This is a genomic window from Micrococcales bacterium, from assembly GCA_016703125.1.
Classification (GTDB): Bacteria; Actinomycetota; Actinomycetes; order S36-B12; family UBA10799; genus JADKAV01.
In genome coordinates, this window is sequence record JADJCR010000002.1 from 244,788 (window position 1) to 261,998 (window position 17,211).

The following is a 17,211-nucleotide window of genomic DNA, read 5'->3' on the forward strand; positions in this document are numbered from 1 at the left end:
GGCGGTGGGTGCCACGCCCACCGCCGGCATCGTGCCGTGCGGGCGTACCCTGGAGTTATGGGCGGGCCAGACATGGCCCTGCGGCTCCAGGGCCTGACCAAGTTCTACGGGAGCCAACGTGGTGTCGAGGATCTGACCCTCGACGTGAAGCCCGGTGAGGTGTTCGGATTCCTGGGACCGAACGGCGCCGGCAAGACCACCACGATCCGCATGATCCTCGGGCTCCTGCACCCCACGCGGGGCAGTGGGCAGGCGCTGGGACACGACATCGTCGCCGATTCCGTGGAACTGCGCGTGCAGCTGGGCTACCTGCCGGGCGATCTCGCGCTCTACGACCGTATGCAGGGCCGGGACCTCCTCGCGTTCATCGCGCGGATGCGCGGCGGGGTTCTGCCAGCGAGATATGAGGAACTCGCCGAACGGTTCCAGGTGGACCTGGACCGGCGGGTCAAGGACCTCTCCCGCGGCAACCGGCAGAAGATCGGGGTCGTCCAGGCCTTCATGCACGCGCCCCAGTTGCTGATCCTCGACGAGCCCACCAGCGGCTTGGACCCCGTGGTCCAGCAGGAGTTCCAGCGCCTGGTCCGCGAGACCGTGGAGTCCGGCGCGACGGTGTTCCTGTCCTCGCACGTGCTGGCCGAGGTGGAACTCATGGCCGACCGGGTGGGCATCGTGGTGCAGGGCCGGCTCGTGGTGGTCGACAGCGTGGACATGCTGCGCGAACGCGCAGCCCGGCGGGTGGAACTTGACTTCCCGGCGGTGCCGCCCGATCTCAGCGCAGCACCGGGCGTCCAGCGGTTCGAGGCCCGCGGCGCGACAGCCACGTGCTGGGTGTCCGGGCCGGTCGGACCGTTGCTCAAGGTGGCCGTGGATCACGGCGTGGTCGACATCCACACCCACGACCCCGACCTCGAAGACGCGTTCCTGGGCTTCGTCTCGGGGGGTGAAGGATCATGACTGCCATCACCGTCAGGGCCGTCCCAGCGGCGGTCCCCCAGGTGCTGACCCTCACGATGCGCACGGTGAGTGAGCGGTGGCGCTCCACGTTCGGATGGGGCCTCGGCCTCGTGCTGATGGCGGTGCTGCAACTGGCGGTCTACCCGTCGGTCGCGAAGTCGTCAGCGAGCATGCAGGACTTCGTCAACGAGTGGCCCGAGGCGTTCCGCCAGGCCTTCAACCTCGATGCCTACACGACAGGTGCTGGATTCCTCAACGCCGAGATGTTCTCGATGATGGTCCCGCTCGTGCTCATCGCCGTGGCGGTGAGCGGCGCGGCGGCCGCCACCGCGGGCGAGGAGGAGAGAGGCACCGCCGACCTGCTGCTGTCGCTTCCCGTCAGCCGCGGACGGGTGGTGGTCGCCAAGGTGCTCGCAACCGTGATCGCCGTCCTGCTGGTGGCTGCGGCCACCCTGCTCACGATCGCGGTCGGGGCACCGCTGGTGGACTTGGAGGTGGGGCTCGGCGAGCTTGCGGCGGGTGTGCTGATGACGGTCCTGCTGGCGCTCTTCTTCGGGGCGGTGGCATTGCTCGTGGCGGCGGCGACCGGCAAGCGCATAGTGGCCCTCGGGACCGCCGTCGGCCTCGCGCTCGGAGCCTTCCTCCTGAACGCGCTGGCTCCCATGGCCGACTGGCTGGAGCCCTGGCAGAAGGCCTCGCCGTTCAACTGGGCGCTGGGCGACAACCCGCTGGTCAACGGGGTGGATGCGGTCATGGCCGGAGTGTTGGCGGTGGCTGCCATCGCGCTGGTCGTCATCGCGCACGTCGCGTACCGGCGCCGCGACATCGGCGGGCGTTGAGGCCCAGGGCGGGGGGGGGGGGGGGGGGGGGGGGGGGTTGCGGGGCCGCCCGGCCCGGGCGGGTCAGGATCTACGAGTCGCCGACGGGCCCGAACAGGAGGTACTCCCACCGCTTGAGCAGCGGTGCGGGCTTGGCGCCGATACCTTTCGCCGGCTTCTTCCGGTCGCCGGCGCGAGGGCGCGAGGACGACTGCTCCGCACGACAGCGCCAGGCCTGCGGCCGTCAGAACGCGAAGCGTGGTGAACATCACCCGACTGTACCCGGGGCCGGAGTGCGCGGGCGTGGGCCGAACCTACGATTGAAGGGTGCGACGCGTGGCTGTGGTGTTCGCCGCGGCGCTGGCCCTCGCGGCGTGCTCCGCCGACCCTGACCGGGTGGTCCCCCGCGAGTACCGCAAAGCCATCAAGCAAGCTGCCAAGCAGTGTCCGGAGCTGACCCCCAAACTGCTGGCCGCGCAGATCGACCAGGAGTCGGGGTTCAACCCGGATGCGGTCTCTAGCGCAGGCGCGGAGGGGATCGCGCAGTTCATCCCGGACACGTGGGAGGTCTGGGGGGAGGACCTCGACGGCGACGGCGTGGCATCGCCGTACAACGCCCTGGAGGCCATCGACGCGCAGGCACGCCTGATGTGCTTTCTGGTGTACGAGGCGAACACGTCGGACATCGACGGCGACCCGATCGACCTCGCACTGGCGGCGTACAACGCCGGTTGGAGCCAGGTCGTGCGATACGACGGCATCCCGCCGTTCCGCGAGACCGAGGCGTACGTCGAGCGCATCCGCGACCGCGAGAAGACGTACCGGTTCCGGGGTTAGCCGCCGTCCACCCACCGCAGCACGCGCAGCGCCCGCAGGGTGTTCCACCGGCTCGGCCGCCCTGGCTGCTCCATGTCGAACCATGTGCGGCCCTGGTGCTTGTTCTGCAGGTTCCAGCGCCCGTCACGCTGCTTGGAGCGCACCAGATCGACGGCTTCGGCGAGCCGGTCGTCCCACGGATGCCCGCGCCAGTAGTCCAGCGCCCGCAGGACGTCATAGAACCAGTAGCACGGGAAGGAGAACCTGGTGAACGATGCGCGGATCACCTCGCCGGTCTGGTGGCTGCGGTACAGCCGGTGGCGCAGAAGGAACTCCCGGCCGGCACCTGCGGCCGAAGCCACCTCCGGCCGGTGTTCGAAGGGCGCCAGACTCTCCAGCACGCTCAGGGTCGTGTGCATCGAGGAGTGCCGTTCACCCGATTCGCAGTTCCAGCCGCCGTCGGGCATCTGCGTGGTGAGTAACCGCTCCAGGGCCCCCGGCATGCCCACGCCGGCCTCCGTGGACATGGTGAGCATCATCGCTGTGACACACAGGTCGTCGTGGCTCGCCGCCCAGGGCCGGAAGATCCCGTCCTCCTCCAGCCCGCGGGCCAGCAGTACGCTCACGGACTCAGGCGCGGGCACGCCCAGCAGTTGGAGAACCTGCAGCGAGTAGAACGTCGAGACCCACTTCGGCGAGTACCACCCGGTTGGCCAGGTGCCGCCGGGGCCGCGGTGGCCCAGCAACTGCGCGCCCCAGCCCTGCACCGCGACCAGGTCCCGGGTCTGCTGCCACGGTTCGTCGAGCAAGTCCCGCTGCACCTGCCAGCCGATGGCCGGGTCGCCGTCGAGCAGCCAGGGCAGCGGGTCAGCCACGGTTGGGGCGCAGTTGGTAATGCGCCGTGCTGCTGACCACCGTCCGACCGTCGGCATCCTCCCCGTGCAGGTCGAGGGTGAACTCCGCACGGCCTTCGAGGTCGACCTGCTCGCCGAGCGCCCGCATCTGCGCGGGGTCGAAGCGCGCCTCCAGGGTCACGTCGGTGCGCGCCGCGGCCAGGAAGCGGATGTCCACCCCGGTGACGATGGGCGTGTACTTCATCGGGTCGAGCACACCGAGCGGGATCAAGCCCCCCGGCAACTCGCACAGACCGAACAGAGCACCGGCGTACATGGTCCCGAAGTGGTTGCCGTTGCCCTCGATCGGCACCCGCAGCCGGACCGACCCCGGCCCGACCTCTTCCACCACGACCCCCAGCCGGCCGATCGCCGGGACGGTCTGGTGGACGAACGCGGTGGCCTGCTCCGGCGTGATCTCCATGGGCTACTTCTCCGGCAGTGTCTGCAGCACGTCGCTGACGAACTGGCAGCCGTCGAAGGCGTCCTCGCCGTTGAACGTCCAGCCGAGCCGCACGATCACGGCGTTGTGGGACGGGACCATGGCCACGATCTGCCCCCAGTGCCCCTCCATCGAGACCATGTCCTCCGGCAGCCCGGGCGTGTCCTTGCACTCGCCGCCCACGGGGTTGGCCGGGATCCACGTCTGCGCACCGTAGCCTGCACCCTCCCCCTCGGGCAGCGCCGAGGTCCCGGCGAGTTCCAGCCAGCCTGCGGGGAGCACCTGCTGGCCGTCCCACTGCCCGTCGTTGAGCATCAGTTCTCCGAGCCTGGCCCAGTCGCCGACGCTTGCCCACAGGTATGACGAGCCGACCCACGTGCCGGCCGCATCGGTCTCCAACGTGGCCGTCTTCACGCCGATCGGGTCGAACAGCGCGCTCCTCGAGTAATCCCAGTAGTCGGTGTCGGACGGGAACTGCGCCTGGACGATCTGCGCCAGGATGTTCGACACCGCGCTGAGGTACTCCCAGTACGTTCCGGGCTCGTACTCCGAAGGGTGATCGGCGGCCCACGAGGCCATGTCCGGCTGGTTGTAGAGCATGTCCAGGACGTCGCTGCCGGGGTCGTAGCCCTCGTCGACCTTGAGCCCGGCCCGCATGAACATCAGATCGGCGAGGGTGATCTGGGCGCGCTGGTCCTCGCGCCACTGCGCGACCCAGTCGGGCGCCTTGCCCTCGGGGAAGGCATCGACCACCGGGGTCTCGATGTCGATGCCGGCCTCGGTGAACTTCTTGTAGGCCAGCATCGCGGCCACGGTCTTGGTCATCGACCAGCCGTGCAGCGCAACGTTCTCCTGGATGTCGGTACCGTCGCGGGCGAGCAGGAGTCTGCCGTCCTGCACGATCGCCACGCCGCGGGCATTGGCGCCCTGCGGATCCCCGGAGTCGGCGAACGCGTCGTCCACGACCTTCTTCAGCTCGGCGGTCTTCACGCCAGCTGGCCACTGGGCCTCCGGTACCGCGGCGTCGCCCTGCGGCCAAGGCACGGGGTTGTCCGGCGCTGCCTGGTACGGCACCGCGGTGGGATCGGCCGGGGCGTCGAGGACACAGCCACGCTTGCTCACCAGCGATGCCTGCCGCTTGAACAAGCCCAGGAACTTGCCAGTGACGTAGTGCTCCTCGGTGTTGATGTCCGTGGAGACCAGCCCGAACAGCAGGGGGCTGGCGGGGGTGACGTCCTGCTCCATGAGCTTGTCCACCTCGGCGGGCCGCCCGGCCACGAACGTCGCCGAACACACCGCCTTCGCGGCCATGCCCGCGCCGGTGGTGGGGATCTGCAGGTACCACAGGATTCCCGCGACGGCCAGTATGAGCAGCCCGACGATGATGCCGAGGGTGATCAGGATTCGCTTGACCCACTTCACGGTGGTCATCGTGGCAGAACCGCGGGGGTGGATGCCGGACCGGGGCGGGCGTGCCGGGCCGCGCGCACACAAGGCGGGAGCGAAACGGACACCCGGGAGCGAAGCAACCCGGTTCGATCACTCCCGCCCTGCGGCAACTCTCCCGCCCTGAGGTGAAGCAACGGCGGAGCGTCCCGGCGCCGGCGCGCGGACACCCGGGAGCGAAACGGACACCCGGGAGCGAACCGGACACCCGGGAGCGATGCAACCCGGTTCGATCGCTCCCGCCCTGCGGCAACTCTCCCGCCCTGAGGTGAAGCAACGGCGGGAGCGTGCCGGCGCCGCGCGCCGTCGGAACCGTTCCCCCTCCCAAATCCATGGGCCTGCCTCCGCGCACAGAAGAGGGCCCCGTCGTTTGGACGGAGCCCCTTCTGATGCGCGGAGGCGGCGGGATTTGAACCCGCGATGGGATTTGAGTCCCAAACCCGCTTAGCAGGCGGGCGCCATAGACCGGACTAGGCGACGCCTCCGCCGATCAGTGTACGGGGGAGGCTTTGCCACAATGCGGTGTGGGAGGGCTGTCCGAGTGGCCTAAGGAGACGGTCTTGAAAACCGTTGTGGCGGCAACGTCACCCAGGGTTCGAATCCCTGGCCCTCCGCAACATGTCCCCGCTCAACGGCGGCGGACCAGCCACCCCACGGTGGCGAGCACGGCCATGCCGCCGATGAAGAGCGGCAGGAAGTAGCGACCCGTGGCACCGGCCACCATGAACACCACCCCGGCGACAGGCAGCATCCAGAACAGTGTCCGGTTGAGCAGTCGCGGGGGCGGCAACGGGCTATGCGCGTGGCGGTCGTAGCCGGCCAGCAACACCGTGTGGTCTTCGGTCGGCAGGTAGGGGTTCGGTTCGGCTCCTGAGGCGTAGGCCTGCGCGCGCTCGGCGGCCCGCGTCAGTGCGCGGAACGATTCCTCGTCGCCGCCCGCGTCCGGGTGCAGCCGGCGGGCGGCAGCGCGATAGGCCGCCTTCACCTGCCCCGGACTCGCGGTGGCCGGAAGGCCCAGTTGCGCGAACGGGTCGCCACTGGCCATACCCACCAGCCTCACATGCCGACTGCGTTCGCGACAGCCCCCGGTCAAGCAGGGGAACCTGCCGCTACTTGATCGACGGGCCACTCCCGGGTCTCGGGGCGCCTGGTGCTTCCCGCTCGGCAAGCGCGCCGGCCCTGCCGTACAGCCAACCCTGGGCGAGTTCCCACCCCTGCGCGTGCAGGGCGTCGGCCTGCGCCTGCGTCTCCACACCCTCGGCGATGGTCAGCAGCCCCAGACCACGGGCCATCCCGAGCAGTCCGTGGGCCAGCCGGTGATGGGTGGAGGCGTCGGTCTCGACGCCTGCGGTGAAGGACCGGTCGAGCTTGAGCCCGCCGATGGGCAGGTCGCGCAAGTGGACCAGGGACGAGTAGCCCGTGCCGAAGTCGTCCACCCACCACGTGATCCCCAGTGCGGCCACGGCGCGCATGGCCTCGAGCACGTCGGGCGTGATCCGCAGCAGTGCGGTTTCGGTCACTTCCAGGTGCAGCCGCGCCGGGTCCACGCCGGTCGCGGCCAGCAGGCTGTCGACGTACCCGGGCAGTCCCGGGTCGGCCAAGGTGGCGGCGGAGAGGTTGGCGGCGACGTGCAGCGACGCGGGCAGGACGCCAAGACCCGTGAGCGCTCCGGCAAGCATGACCCGGTCCACCGCGATGATCAGGTCGCTCTGCTCGGCGGCGGGCAGGAACTCGCCGGGGGTCACGACGGTCCCGTCGGCGTGGATCCACCGTGCCAGGGCCTCGTAGCCGCGCACACGTCCCTCGGACAGGTCGACGATGGGCTGGAACCAGGGGCGGATCTCACCGGCATCCAAAGCCTCGTTGAGGCCGGATTGGATCGTGAGCCGCCGCCGCGCCTCGGCGGCCACGCCCGGGTCGAGGAACTCCCACCGCCGCCCACCGGCGTCGCGGGCCTGGTGCAAGGCGGTCGAGGCGTCGCGGACCAGCTCACCGGGTCGCCGCCCCGAGGCCAGGGCGATCCCCACGGACACAGTGATCGGGAACTCCTGGGCACCCAGCCGGATGTTGGTGGCGCCCGCGTCGCGCACCCGCACGGCCAGGTCGGTGAGCGCGGTGGTGTCGGCGTGGGTCAGGAAGATGCTGAATTCGTTGTCACCGCTGCGCGCGATGCCATCGCGCGTCCCGACCACTTCGACGAGCATCTCAGCGACGTCGATGAGTACCCGGTCACCTGCAGTGTGGGTGTACGCGGCGTTGATCTGCTGCAGGTTGTCCACCCCCACGGTGACGAGCGCGGCGTCCTTCCCGTCCTGCCGGAGGGTGTCGTCCAGCAGGGCGAAGAGCCCAGAACGGTTGAGCAGCCCCGTCAGCGGATCGTGGCGCGCTTCGAAAGCTGCCTGCAGACGCGTGCGCACCTCGTGGTCGATGTCACGCAAGCGTCGATGGTGCCGGCGGCCGAACCGCCGCGATCACTGACCGGGGTGCGGTGCAGCCGCATCCAGCGCCACGCGCCATGCCGATCGCACAGACGCACCTCCCCGCTGGTGGCATCCCACTGCCCAGAGGTGCCAGGCCGCAACGAGCCCTCGTCCTCCTCGTGCATCAGGTCCTTCATGTGCGTGCCGAGCAGTTCGGGGGGATCCCAGTCCAAGGCGTCGCGCACGGATGGGGACACCCACGTGATGACCCCGTCAGCATCGGTGCGCACGACCACGTCCAGCGCATGCTCGGCGATGAGCCGGAACTCCGCCTCCGCTGTCTCCAGGGCGCGGCGCGCCGCCACCCGGGCGCTGACCTCCCGCACCGTCCCGGTGCTGCCCGCTGTTCCTCCCGGATCGCGGAAGGGGCGGACGGTGACTTCGATCCACCGTCGCTGGCCATCCGCGTCGTGCACCGGGAACGTCTCGACCGTGGGAGCATCCCCGGACTCCGACCACAGCAGCCGCTCGGGCACCTCCGAGAGATCCGTCCCCCACAACTCGCGCACGTCGCGGCCGAGCAGTGCCTCCGGGCGGAATCCCAGCATCGACTCGACCGACGGCGACACCCAGGTCAGCACGCCGTCGACGGTCTGGAACACGACGTCCACGGAGTTCTCGACCAGCAGCCGGTACAGCGCCTCACTGTGGGCCAGTGCCTCCTCGGCGCGGACCTCGCTCGTGATGTCGCGCAACGACACGACCCGGCTCAGCAGATTGCCGTCCGGATCGCGGATGGCTCGCCCTGCCGCCGAGGTCCACGTGTAGCCACCGTCGGGCCGCCGGAACCGCACACGCATCATGAGGGCCTTCCCCCGGGGGGATGCCTCGATCGCGGCGGCGACCGCAGCGACGTCGTCGGGGTGCAGAAAATCCGCTCCCGAGCTGCCCACGAGTTGCTCCTGCCTCCAGCCCAGCACGGCAGCGCTCGACGGGGACACCCACTGGCACACCATGTTCTCGCCCAAGGAGAAGACCACGTCGGTGATGTTCTCGGCCAGCAACCCGAACTGCTGCTCGGCCTCTAAGCGCCGTCGGGCGTCCGCCAGGCGTTCCAGGCCGTACCCCAGGTCGGCGGCCAGGCCCTCCAGCATGACTTGGGCCAATCGTCCGAACTCCCCGGGGCGGCGCCCGTAGACCATGAGCGCACCGTGCATCCGGCCTGACACCCGCACCGGCAGTGTGATGGAACAGCAGATCCCGCGCTGCGCCACCGCCGCCCGCCACGGCAGGTACTTGGGGTCGTCGGCGAGGTCGTTGCGCACCTGCGTCGTCCCGGTTCGCAGGCCGATGCCCGTGGGGCCCTGCCCGTACGGGGAATCGGGGTCCCACGACACACACACCTGGCGGGTGTAGCCATGATCGTCCCCACCGACGGCCACCGGCTCGACCCGATGCTCCGGATCATCAAGGGGGATCCCGTACCAGGCGAAGGCGTACCCACCGGACTCCGCCACGGCCCGGCATGTCTGTTCAAGCAACTCCTCCTCACTGCCCGCCCGCACCAGCACCTCGTTGCAGGCCATGACCGTCAGGAACGCCTGCCGCACGGCATGGATCTCCTGCTCGTCACGCAGAGTCACGAGTTCGCCCGCCACAGCCCCCCCGGACCACAGCGGCAACTTGCGCGTGGCCAGTTCACGCCACTCCCCGTCGATGCAGCGGAACCGCACGGGGATCGGCTCGGCCTCCCCCCCGGACAGAGTCACCTGCCGCAGCTGATCCAGCGTGGATTGGTCATCGGGATGCACGATGGCCCGCATATCCGTGCCGACCAGGTCGCCCGCCGCATGGCCCAGCACGTCGGTGACCGCAGCCGACACCCACTGCACCCGGCCCTCGGCGTCGTTCTGGTAAACCAGATCCCTGACCGCACCCAAGGCCTCGTCCCAAGAAGTGGACGTCACGGCACCGTCCAGTGTGGCGTCACCCTGTGTCATCGCGGCCCCCGGGCAGTGATGGTCGGCGCCTCCAGGCTACGCCGAGCCCGCGTTTGAAACGTGTTGACGAACACGGCTCCCGCACGCCTGGATGCGCGAGGCCCTCGCCGCCCGCGCCTACAGTGACCGCTGCCCGAGGAAGGTCCGCAGGGCGAACGGATACGGCAGGCAGAACTGCAGCGACACCCGCGCGGCCGGTCCGATCGGCCAGCGGCGATCCGTGCCGCAGGCGCCGGTCTGGAGAGACGATCCCGGTCGGACGTGTGCCAGCAGGTTAGTGAACTCACCGGACCGGCCCGCCCGCGACACCAGCAGATCCGTGACGTTGAACGCCGGCACGCCGTCGACCGTGCCGGTGATGCACCCGATCCGCAGCAGCCCGAACCTGGGGTCGGCCTTGGACACCCATCCGTACGGCGCGAAGCCGTTCGGACCCAGTTCCTCCCAGTCGCAGTTCGTACTCACCTCGGAGAACGCCGGCTCCTTGACGGTCCGCAGTTCGAAGGTGTCGGGATCGAAGTACGGCTCGTATGCCGCGCGCAGCCCTGCGATCTCCCCCGCACTCATCGGCGTGCGGAGCGCGTCGATGTCGCGCGGGTGGCGGCAACGACCCGCGGAGAAGCGGTGGACCGGATCGAGGCCCAGGTCGTAGACCACGGCCGTGGGGGCTTCTTCTGTTTGCACAAGGTGTCGATCATGTCCCAGCGCGTGTCCCACGCACGGAGTACGTAGCGGCCGCCCCGTTTCTCCAGGATGGCGACGTAGGCCTCCTGCGGCCGGGGCACCAGATCCACCCGGAAGAACGTTCGGTTGACCCCGGAGCGGAACACGCCATGGCGAACGTTCGAGTAGCGGATGCCACCCACCCGCATGGTGACCTTCTTGCCCCGCACCGAGATGCCCGCGTAGGACGGGGCGGCTTTCGCTACAGCCCTGAGTACCTTGCGCTGTTGCTTGGCCGGCTCCTCGATCGCAGCATGGGCCGGGGACGCGGTGACTGCCGCGGCCACGCCGATCGCAAGAACTAGGCTGGCCTTCATCCGGCGAGTATTCCACGCAGGTCCGCCCACGGGCGAGGGCCACCGGACTCCCCGGGTTACCCTGCCCCTGTGACTCCCATCTGCGCCACGTGTGGGACCGACTTCGCGTGCTACGACTCCCGGCCCCAACCCGCCGCCGACGGCTGGTTCACCTGCCCCCGCCGGTGTGCGGTCTGCTCGGACTCGTTGCTCGACGGCTCGGCCGTCATGGAACACCCGGGCCTCGGGGCCCGCATCCACCTGGCCTGCTGCCCGGATCCGGAGGAACCGGACCCCTGGCCGGTCCTCAGCGGGCTGGACGTCGCTCCCACTGCTCGCGTGTGATTGCGTACTGCACGTCACCGGCCTCGTCGCCGGGGATGCGGTAGGGCCAGTCGGCTCGGAAACGACGGGATTCGACCATGCCCGCCTTCTCCATCACCCGGCGCGAGGCGGTGTGGGCGACTAGTGTCTCGGCCACGACCCGATCCGCCCCGAGAAGGGTGAAGGCGTGATCGATCAGTGCCAGCGACCCCTCCGTGGCGTACCCCCGGCCCCAGAACTCGCGCCGCAGCCGGTACCCCAGCTCGAGGTCGCCGGGCGACGACGGCCGCAGGTGGAACCACCCCACGAACCTGTCCCCCGCCCGCTCCACCGCGGCCCAATGGCCGCCCGCGATCAAGACCGGCAGATCCGCCGGCTGGAACTCCGGCACACCCCCGGTGACGAAGAACATCACCTCCGGGTCGGCGTCCAGGGCCACCAGTTCGTCGAGGTCGTCCTCGGCCAGCCCACGCAGCAGCAGCCGTGCGGTGTGGATCACGCCGGCGGGGTGATCTCCCGCTTGAGGATCTTGCCGGTCGGACCCTTGGGCAGCCCGTCGGCGAGGAACCAGACGACGCGCGGGTACTTGTACGCCGCGATGCGCTCCTTCACGAAATCGGCGATCTCGTCGGGGGTGGCGGTCATGCCGGGCTTGAGCGTGATGGCCGCGCCGATCTCCTCCCCGTACTCCGGGTCGGGCACACCCACGACCGCGGCCTCGGCCACCGCTGGGTGCTCGTACAGCACCTCCTCGACCTCGCGCGGGTAGACGTTGTACCCACCGCGGATGATCATGTCCTTCACGCGGTCGACGATGAAGTAGTACCCCTCCTCGTCGACCGTCGCGAGGTCACCGGTGCGGAACCAGCCGTCACGGATCGCCTCGGCGGTGGCGTCCGGGCGCTGCCAGTACCCCTTCATCACGTTCGGGCCCTTGATGGCGATCTCACCGATCTCACCGGGGGCCGTGTCGTTCCAGTCGTTGTCGATCAGGCGCATCTCGACATCGCGGATGGGCGTGCCGATCGAGCCCGCCTTGCGCTCCCGGTCGGCGTGGTTGAACGAGGCGATCGGGCTGGTCTCGCTCAATCCGTAGCCCTCCAGCAGGATCGCGTCGAACGCGGACTCGAACCCCCGCAGGATCTCCACCGGCAAGGACGCCCCGCCGGACACACTCACCCGCAGGCTGGACGTGTCATACGCGCTGTGCTCGGGGTGCTGGACCAGTGCGACGTACATCGTGGGCACGCCCTGCATGATCGTGACCTTGTCGCGCTGCAGGACCTCGAGGGCCTTGGTCGGGTCGAAGCGCGGGATGAGCGTGAGTGTCGCGCCGCAGGTCATGGCGGCGTTGAGCCCGCACATCTGGCCGAACGAGTGGAACAGCGGCAACCCGCCGAAGATCACGTCGTCGGGGTTGCCGTCGAACAGATCCACGGCCACCCCGACGTTGCTGAGAAGGTTGCTGTGGGTCAACTCCGCGCCCTTGGGCTTCCCGGTCGTCCCCGAGGTGTAGAGGATCACCGCGGTGTCGTCAGGAGCGCGGTCGGCTACCGCCGGCGCGGGCGCGTGCTGCGCCAGTTCAGCGGTGAAGTCGGCCCCCACCAGCACGCACGGCACACCGGCGGCCTCGGCTCCGGGCTGCGCCTCGGCGGCGATCCCGTCCCACGCGAACATGGCCTTGGCGCCCGAGTCGGTCAGGTAGAACTCGACCTCGCGGGACTTGAACAACGGGTTCATGGGCACGACGACCGCCCCCGCGCGCAGAATGCCGTAGTAGAGAACGGGGAACTGCGGGATGTTCGGCAACATGACACCGACGCGATCACCAGGCCCGACGCCGAGATCGGCCAGCCACCCGGCGGCCATGCTGCTCGCAGCGTCGAGCGCCGCGTAGGACAACTCGAGGTCGTCGAACTTGATGGCGATCTGGTTGGGCTGCGCGGCCGCCATGGCGACGAAATTATCGGCGAGGTTCATGGGCTCACCCTAAGCCGCCCCGGCGACAGCGCTACACGGTTCGGCAGAACGTGATCTCACCGGTCGAGGTATCGATCAGGGCAAGCGCGCCGATCGATTTCCCGGAAACCTGTTCGCGCTTCACCCGGACCACCGCGTCACCGCCGACGTTGGACCGGAAGGTCTTGCCGAACAGCGGTTGACTGCCCGGCACACATCCACCCGGCAGGGCCACCGTCCGGTACCGGGTGCTCGGCTGCAAGCCGCTGAAGGACTCGATCAACTGCCACAAGGCATTGGCCTCAGAGATCATGACCACGGCCTTCGGCCGATCGATCTTCATCGAGGCATTCTCCGGGCCGACAGAAATGGTCCGATTGGCGCAGGCGATGGTCCGCCCCGAAGCACGTTCGCGGATGGCCACCGACTTGATCGCGGTCGCATCAACCCGGATCTTGACCGGATCCCACGAGCGACCCTTCCCATCAGTGGTGAAGGAGCGAAGGGCCAAGTACGGGGAAGCGTCATCGCACCAGCCCCGCTTGCCCGACAACTGGTACCGGGTCTTCGGCTGCAGCCCGAACAGGTTGAATGCGAGGACGGCCTTCGCGTCCTGCTGGGTGACCGTCACCAGGCCCTTCACCGGGCCGCGGAAGAGGTACCCGCCGGATTGGCCGTTGAGCTCGAGCGGATGCGCGGGCGCTGTCACGCCGAGCGACGCACACAACACCACGGCAGGCAGCAGACGTCGGAACATGGCGGGCCTCCTTCGTATGCAGGGAGTCTAGGGCTCTCGCGGGGTGCGCTCCATCCCCCGAGCGGCCTACCCTGTCACCACCATGGACGTCCGCCTTGGCACCGCTGACGACGCCGATCTGATCGGCGAGTTGCTGCACGATTTCAACCGCGAGTACGACGAGCCGACACCGCCGCCCCGCGTGCTGGCCGAACGGATCCGCGAACTGCTCACCCTTGACACCGTTGTCCTGCTCGCCGACCAGATCGGGCTGGTCGTCCTGCGCTTCCACCCGTCCATATGGAGTGCGAACGACGAGTGCTACCTGGCTGAGTTGTACGTGCGACCGGCTGAGCGTGGCCGCGGCGTCGGGCAATCGCTGCTGGCTGCGGCACTGGTCACGGCCAAGGAACGCGGCGCCGACTACGTGCACCTGGGCACCACCGAGGACGACGTCGCAGCCCGCCATCTCTACAGCAAACTGGGCTTCCGGCGCACCGAGGGGGACGGCGGGCCGCTGATGTTCGTCTACGAGCGCGAGTTGTGAGCAGGGCTGGCATGCTGAACACCGTGGCCCACCTCCCCCGCCGGCTCACCTCCGGCCTGAACGCGAAGTTGCGCAGCCCCGAGACGGCTGCGGCTGTGGCGCAGATCGAGGGGAGACTCACGCGGCGCCGACGCGAGCAGAAGCTGGAGTCCGGCGCGTTCCGCGGCACGCACCTGGTGGTCTACCGCGGGTACGTGGCCGGCGGCGTGGCCAAGGTCCGGGTTCGGGTGGTCGAGGCGCCGGAACTGCCCGGCGACAGCCGCATCCCCTACTGGGGCACGGTCCAGTCGAACCTGCGCCGGCACGGTGCGCTGGCACTGGTCGGGGTCGAGGTGGAATTGCGGATCGGGAAGCACTCCGGCCGCGAGATCACGGACTCCCGCGGCTACGCCAACTTCTCCGTCCCGGTCCCACGCCTGCGCTCGGGGTGGCACGACGCATTCGCCGTGACGACCGCTATCGAAGGCGGCGATGCGGCATCCGGCGCTGGCCGGGTCCTCAAGCCCGCCGCCAAAGCCCCCTTCGCGGTCATCTCGGACATCGACGACACGATCCTCGTCAGCGGCCTGACCGAGGGGCTCACCGCGGTCAAGCAGGCACTCATGCGCGACGCCAACACTCGCAGCGCGGTGCGCGGCATGTCGTCGCTGTACCGCGGGCTGGCCCGCGGCGTCCCCGGTCCCGGCGGCGGGCGCAAACCGGAGCCGGCCTTCTTCTACGTGTCCACCGGCAGTTGGTCGTTCTACGAGATGCTGCAACAGTTCATCCAGCTGCGCGCGTTCCCGCAAGGCCCGATGTTCCTCACCGACTGGGGGCCCACGGAGCGCTACCTGCGGCGCAGCGGCGCCGAGCACAAACGGGTGGCCATCCGCCGGCTCTTCGAGTCGTACCCCGACACCTCGTTCGTCCTGATCGGCGACAGCGGCCAGCGCGACCCGCTGACCTACGAGGAGATGGCCCGGGAGTTCCCCGGCCACGTGCGCCTCATCCTCATCCGGCAGGTCGGTCCGGCAAAGGACGAGCGCAACGCCGAACTGGCCGCACACGCCACCGCGCTTCGCGGCGAAGGGATCCCGCTGTACTTGGTGCGCGACCCCGGGCACGCCGCGGATCTGGCCCATGCGCTGGATCTGGTCGACGAGGAGACGGTGCTCGAGGTGAACACCGAACTCGGACGGCGCTGACTTCGACGAAGGTGCGGAACACTGGCAACCGAACCCGGGCCCCTGCACCTTCGTCACACGGGTCAGAAGCAGCGCTGCTTGCCCAACTTCCGCAGGCCCCGCCGGTCCCCCGCGCCGAGCGTGTCCGGCCGGTCGGGCTGCAGCCGCGGGTACATCAGCTGGCGGGAGTCGCGCACATGGTTGAGACCCACGGCGTGCCCGAACTCATGCATGTACAGCGCTCGGACGACGTCCGGCGGACGCTGCGCGGGTGGGCGCGGATCGAATGGGGCGCGGGCGGCGTCAGTGCGCCGCGCCACGTCCACGGCGTCGATGACGACGTAGCCGTAGGTGACCTGAGCGGCTCTGCCGACCCTGCGCCACGAGATCCCGGCGACCCCGGCCACCGAACCGGCCAGGGTGCGTCCGTACCCGTAGCGGTTCCCACGGGTGGGACTGCCGTAGGTGATGATCAGGTCCACACCTGACGCAGAGCGTGGCTGCAGGCGCTGTGCGCGCGACCTGATCCGCCCCTCGTACCGGAACCGCATGCCCATCGCCGTGGCCACCTCGGCCACGGCCGACCGCCAGCGCGCCTCCTCGCGCCCGGCCCGCAGGCCCTTGCGCTTGGCGTACGTGAAGTCGATGCCGTACGTGACCGTCGTGCAGGGGTCCCAGTAGGCGCCTGGCTTCTGGGGGCTGCCGCCCGAGCGAAAGAACTTGTACCCCGGGCCGTCAGCACCAGCGGGGGAGGCCAGGGCCACCGCGGCCACCAGGGCGACACCCGTACCGATCACGCGCACCCTTCGACGGTACGCGCACCCGTCTTCACAACTGCAGGTCGGTGAGCAGCGGCGCGTGGTCGCTCGGCGGCGGCGTGCCCTTGGTCCCGGTCTTGCGCGCCTCGCGGTCGATGAACGTCTCCGTGACGGCCCCGGCGAATGCGGCGTTCGCGAGGATCAGGTCGATGCGCATCCCGAGGCCCTTGTGGAAGTTGCCGGCGCGGTAGTCCCAGAAGGTGAAGGGCTGGCCCTTGCTGATGGTCGGCGGCAAGTCCGTCAGACCGAGGTTCTCCAATTGCTGGATGGCCACGCGCTCCGGCTCGGAGACATGGGTGCTGCCGGCGAAGTCGGCCATGTCCCACACGTCGTCGTCGTGCGGCGCCACGTTGAAGTCGCCGAGGATCGCGAACGGCAGATCGCCGGCCGCCGGTGCCGCGGCGTAGCGATGCAGGGCGGAGAGCCAGCGGAGTTTGTACATGTAGTGCGGGTTGTCGAGGGTGCGGCCGTTGGGCACGTACACACAGGCCACGTGCACCCCGCCGCACACGGCAGCGACGAAACGCGGCTCCGGCGGACCGGAGTCCTCGGGGAAGCCCGGGACTCCCGGCAGGTCGGTGACGGGCCGTTCGATACCCACCCGTGAGAGGATCGCCACCCCGTTCCACCGGCCGTCGCCGCGATGCACCGCCTCGTAGCCGAGTTCGGCGAGTTCCTCGTAGGGGAACTGGGCGTCGGGGATCTTGGTCTCCTGCAGACACACGACATCCGGCTTCATGACCTGTAGCCACACCCGCATCCGGGGCATCCGGCTCGGCAGGGAGTTGACGTTCCACGTGACGATGCGCACCCGTCGATTGTCCCAGCCCGCGGTGACTGGCGGGACCGCGGC

Annotated in this window: 19 protein-coding genes and 2 tRNA genes; 7 read left to right on the forward strand and 14 right to left on the reverse strand. The window is 69.5% G+C overall.

The genetic code is table 11. From position 1 onward, the window contains the following. Nucleotides 1-57 precede the first annotated feature (57 nt). From IPG68_02845 to IPG68_02855, 3 genes are all read left to right on the forward strand, one after another. Entirely contained in the window at nt 58-957 is a 900-nt protein-coding gene (locus IPG68_02845) for an ABC transporter ATP-binding protein (GenBank protein ID MBK6762266.1), read from the forward strand. Then, nucleotides 954-1,796, forward strand: a complete 843-nt coding sequence (locus IPG68_02850; GenBank protein ID MBK6762267.1) for an ABC transporter permease — start codon at nt 954-956, stop codon at nt 1,794-1,796. Before IPG68_02845 ends, IPG68_02850 begins: the two co-directional genes overlap by 4 nt. 306 nt (nt 1,797-2,102) lie before the next feature. Continuing rightward, a complete protein-coding gene (locus IPG68_02855) occupies nt 2,103-2,612 on the forward strand; it encodes a lytic transglycosylase domain-containing protein (GenBank protein ID MBK6762268.1) in 510 nt (169 codons plus the stop codon). Here IPG68_02855 and IPG68_02860 read toward each other — a convergent pair. From IPG68_02860 to IPG68_02875, 4 genes are all read right to left on the reverse strand, one after another. Beyond that, a complete protein-coding gene (locus IPG68_02860) occupies nt 2,609-3,466 on the reverse strand; it encodes a hypothetical protein (protein MBK6762269.1) in 858 nt (285 codons plus the stop codon). The two genes, IPG68_02855 and IPG68_02860, sit on opposite strands and share 4 nt — an antisense overlap. Next, on the reverse strand, nt 3,459-3,908 hold the full coding sequence (locus IPG68_02865) for a YiiD C-terminal domain-containing protein (GenBank protein MBK6762270.1): 450 nt from the start codon (nt 3,906-3,908) through the stop codon (nt 3,459-3,461). Before IPG68_02865 ends, IPG68_02860 begins: the two co-directional genes overlap by 8 nt. A gap of 3 nt (nt 3,909-3,911) precedes the next feature. Next, nucleotides 3,912-5,348 carry a serine hydrolase gene (locus IPG68_02870; GenBank protein MBK6762271.1) on the reverse strand — a complete coding sequence of 479 codons (1,437 nt, stop codon included), beginning with the start codon at nt 5,346-5,348 and terminating at the stop codon, nt 3,912-3,914. Between the two features lie 418 nt (nt 5,349-5,766). Then, nucleotides 5,767-5,857, reverse strand: a tRNA-Ser gene (locus IPG68_02875). Nucleotides 5,858-5,899: 42 nt separating this feature from the next. Here IPG68_02875 and IPG68_02880 point away from each other — a divergent pair. Further along, nucleotides 5,900-5,986, forward strand: a tRNA-Ser gene (locus IPG68_02880). Nucleotides 5,987-6,000: 14 nt separating this feature from the next. Here IPG68_02880 and IPG68_02885 read toward each other — a convergent pair. The 5 genes from IPG68_02885 to IPG68_02905 all read right to left on the reverse strand — a co-directional run bounded on the left by IPG68_02885 (nt 6,001) and on the right by IPG68_02905 (nt 10,832). Beyond that, nucleotides 6,001-6,417, reverse strand: coding sequence for a DnaJ domain-containing protein (locus tag IPG68_02885; protein MBK6762272.1), 417 nt, complete (start codon nt 6,415-6,417; stop codon nt 6,001-6,003). Between the two features lie 64 nt (nt 6,418-6,481). After that, entirely contained in the window at nt 6,482-7,810 is a 1,329-nt protein-coding gene (locus tag IPG68_02890) for a bifunctional diguanylate cyclase/phosphodiesterase (protein MBK6762273.1), read from the reverse strand. Then, nucleotides 7,741-9,759, reverse strand: a complete 2,019-nt coding sequence (locus tag IPG68_02895; protein ID MBK6762274.1) for a PAS domain S-box protein — start codon at nt 9,757-9,759, stop codon at nt 7,741-7,743. The genes IPG68_02890 and IPG68_02895 overlap by 70 nt, the downstream gene beginning before the upstream one ends. A gap of 150 nt (nt 9,760-9,909) precedes the next feature. Beyond that, nucleotides 9,910-10,449, reverse strand: a complete 540-nt coding sequence (locus IPG68_02900; protein ID MBK6762275.1) for a hypothetical protein — start codon at nt 10,447-10,449, stop codon at nt 9,910-9,912. Further along, nucleotides 10,356-10,832: a hypothetical protein gene (locus IPG68_02905; protein ID MBK6762276.1), complete on the reverse strand. Its 477-nt coding sequence runs from the start codon at nt 10,830-10,832 to the stop codon at nt 10,356-10,358. Before IPG68_02905 ends, IPG68_02900 begins: the two co-directional genes overlap by 94 nt. 69 nt (nt 10,833-10,901) lie before the next feature. Here IPG68_02905 and IPG68_02910 point away from each other — a divergent pair, with 69 nt between their 5' ends. Beyond that, nucleotides 10,902-11,156, forward strand: coding sequence for a hypothetical protein (locus IPG68_02910; protein MBK6762277.1), 255 nt, complete (start codon nt 10,902-10,904; stop codon nt 11,154-11,156). Here the strand turns inward: IPG68_02910 and IPG68_02915 are convergent. Genes IPG68_02915 through IPG68_02925 form a run of 3 tightly spaced genes read right to left on the reverse strand, consistent with a single transcriptional unit; the run spans nt 11,119 to nt 13,851 of the window. Beyond that, nucleotides 11,119-11,634 (reverse strand): GNAT family N-acetyltransferase, encoded by a 516-nt coding sequence (locus IPG68_02915; protein ID MBK6762278.1) that lies wholly within the window; start codon nt 11,632-11,634, stop codon nt 11,119-11,121. The two genes, IPG68_02910 and IPG68_02915, sit on opposite strands and share 38 nt — an antisense overlap. After that, nucleotides 11,631-13,115 carry a long-chain fatty acid--CoA ligase gene (locus IPG68_02920; protein ID MBK6762279.1) on the reverse strand — a complete coding sequence of 495 codons (1,485 nt, stop codon included), beginning with the start codon at nt 13,113-13,115 and terminating at the stop codon, nt 11,631-11,633. Before IPG68_02920 ends, IPG68_02915 begins: the two co-directional genes overlap by 4 nt. A gap of 31 nt (nt 13,116-13,146) precedes the next feature. Beyond that, nucleotides 13,147-13,851 (reverse strand): hypothetical protein, encoded by a 705-nt coding sequence (locus tag IPG68_02925; protein ID MBK6762280.1) that lies wholly within the window; start codon nt 13,849-13,851, stop codon nt 13,147-13,149. An 82-nt stretch (nt 13,852-13,933) separates the two neighbouring features. On the opposite strand from IPG68_02925, the gene IPG68_02930 reads away from it, so the two are divergent. Both IPG68_02930 and IPG68_02935 read left to right on the forward strand, forming a co-directional pair. Beyond that, complete coding sequence (locus tag IPG68_02930; GenBank protein MBK6762281.1) at nt 13,934-14,377, forward strand: GNAT family N-acetyltransferase; 444 nt, start codon at nt 13,934-13,936, stop codon at nt 14,375-14,377. A gap of 11 nt (nt 14,378-14,388) precedes the next feature. Beyond that, complete coding sequence (locus tag IPG68_02935) at nt 14,389-15,561, forward strand: DUF2183 domain-containing protein (GenBank protein MBK6762282.1); 1,173 nt, start codon at nt 14,389-14,391, stop codon at nt 15,559-15,561. A 62-nt stretch (nt 15,562-15,623) separates the two neighbouring features. On the opposite strand, the gene IPG68_02940 is transcribed toward IPG68_02935, so the two are convergent. Both IPG68_02940 and xth read right to left on the reverse strand, forming a co-directional pair. Next, nucleotides 15,624-16,343 carry a matrixin family metalloprotease gene (locus tag IPG68_02940; GenBank protein MBK6762283.1) on the reverse strand — a complete coding sequence of 240 codons (720 nt, stop codon included), beginning with the start codon at nt 16,341-16,343 and terminating at the stop codon, nt 15,624-15,626. 25 nt (nt 16,344-16,368) lie between these two features. After that, the gene (gene xth / locus IPG68_02945; GenBank protein ID MBK6762284.1) at nt 16,369-17,169 is read right to left on the reverse strand and encodes an exodeoxyribonuclease III; all 801 of its coding nucleotides are present in this window, start codon (nt 17,167-17,169) and stop codon (nt 16,369-16,371) included. Nucleotides 17,170-17,211: the final 42 nt, after the last annotated feature.

Coding starts and splice junctions, on each gene's coding strand:
- IPG68_02920 (MBK6762279.1), bottom strand. CDS start 13,115: ATGAACCTCGCCGATAATTTCGTCGCCATGGCGGCCGCGCAGCCCAAC.
- IPG68_02845 (MBK6762266.1), top strand. CDS start 58: ATGGGCGGGCCAGACATGGCCCTGCGGCTCCAGGGCCTGACCAAGTTC.
- IPG68_02865 (MBK6762270.1), bottom strand. CDS start 3,908: ATGGAGATCACGCCGGAGCAGGCCACCGCGTTCGTCCACCAGACCGTC.
- IPG68_02850 (MBK6762267.1), top strand. CDS start 954: ATGACTGCCATCACCGTCAGGGCCGTCCCAGCGGCGGTCCCCCAGGTG.
- IPG68_02935 (MBK6762282.1), top strand. CDS start 14,389: ATGCTGAACACCGTGGCCCACCTCCCCCGCCGGCTCACCTCCGGCCTG.
- IPG68_02885 (MBK6762272.1), bottom strand. CDS start 6,417: ATGGCCAGTGGCGACCCGTTCGCGCAACTGGGCCTTCCGGCCACCGCG.
- IPG68_02925 (MBK6762280.1), bottom strand. CDS start 13,851: ATGTTCCGACGTCTGCTGCCTGCCGTGGTGTTGTGTGCGTCGCTCGGC.
- IPG68_02905 (MBK6762276.1), bottom strand. CDS start 10,832: ATGAAGGCCAGCCTAGTTCTTGCGATCGGCGTGGCCGCGGCAGTCACC.
- IPG68_02930 (MBK6762281.1), top strand. CDS start 13,934: ATGGACGTCCGCCTTGGCACCGCTGACGACGCCGATCTGATCGGCGAG.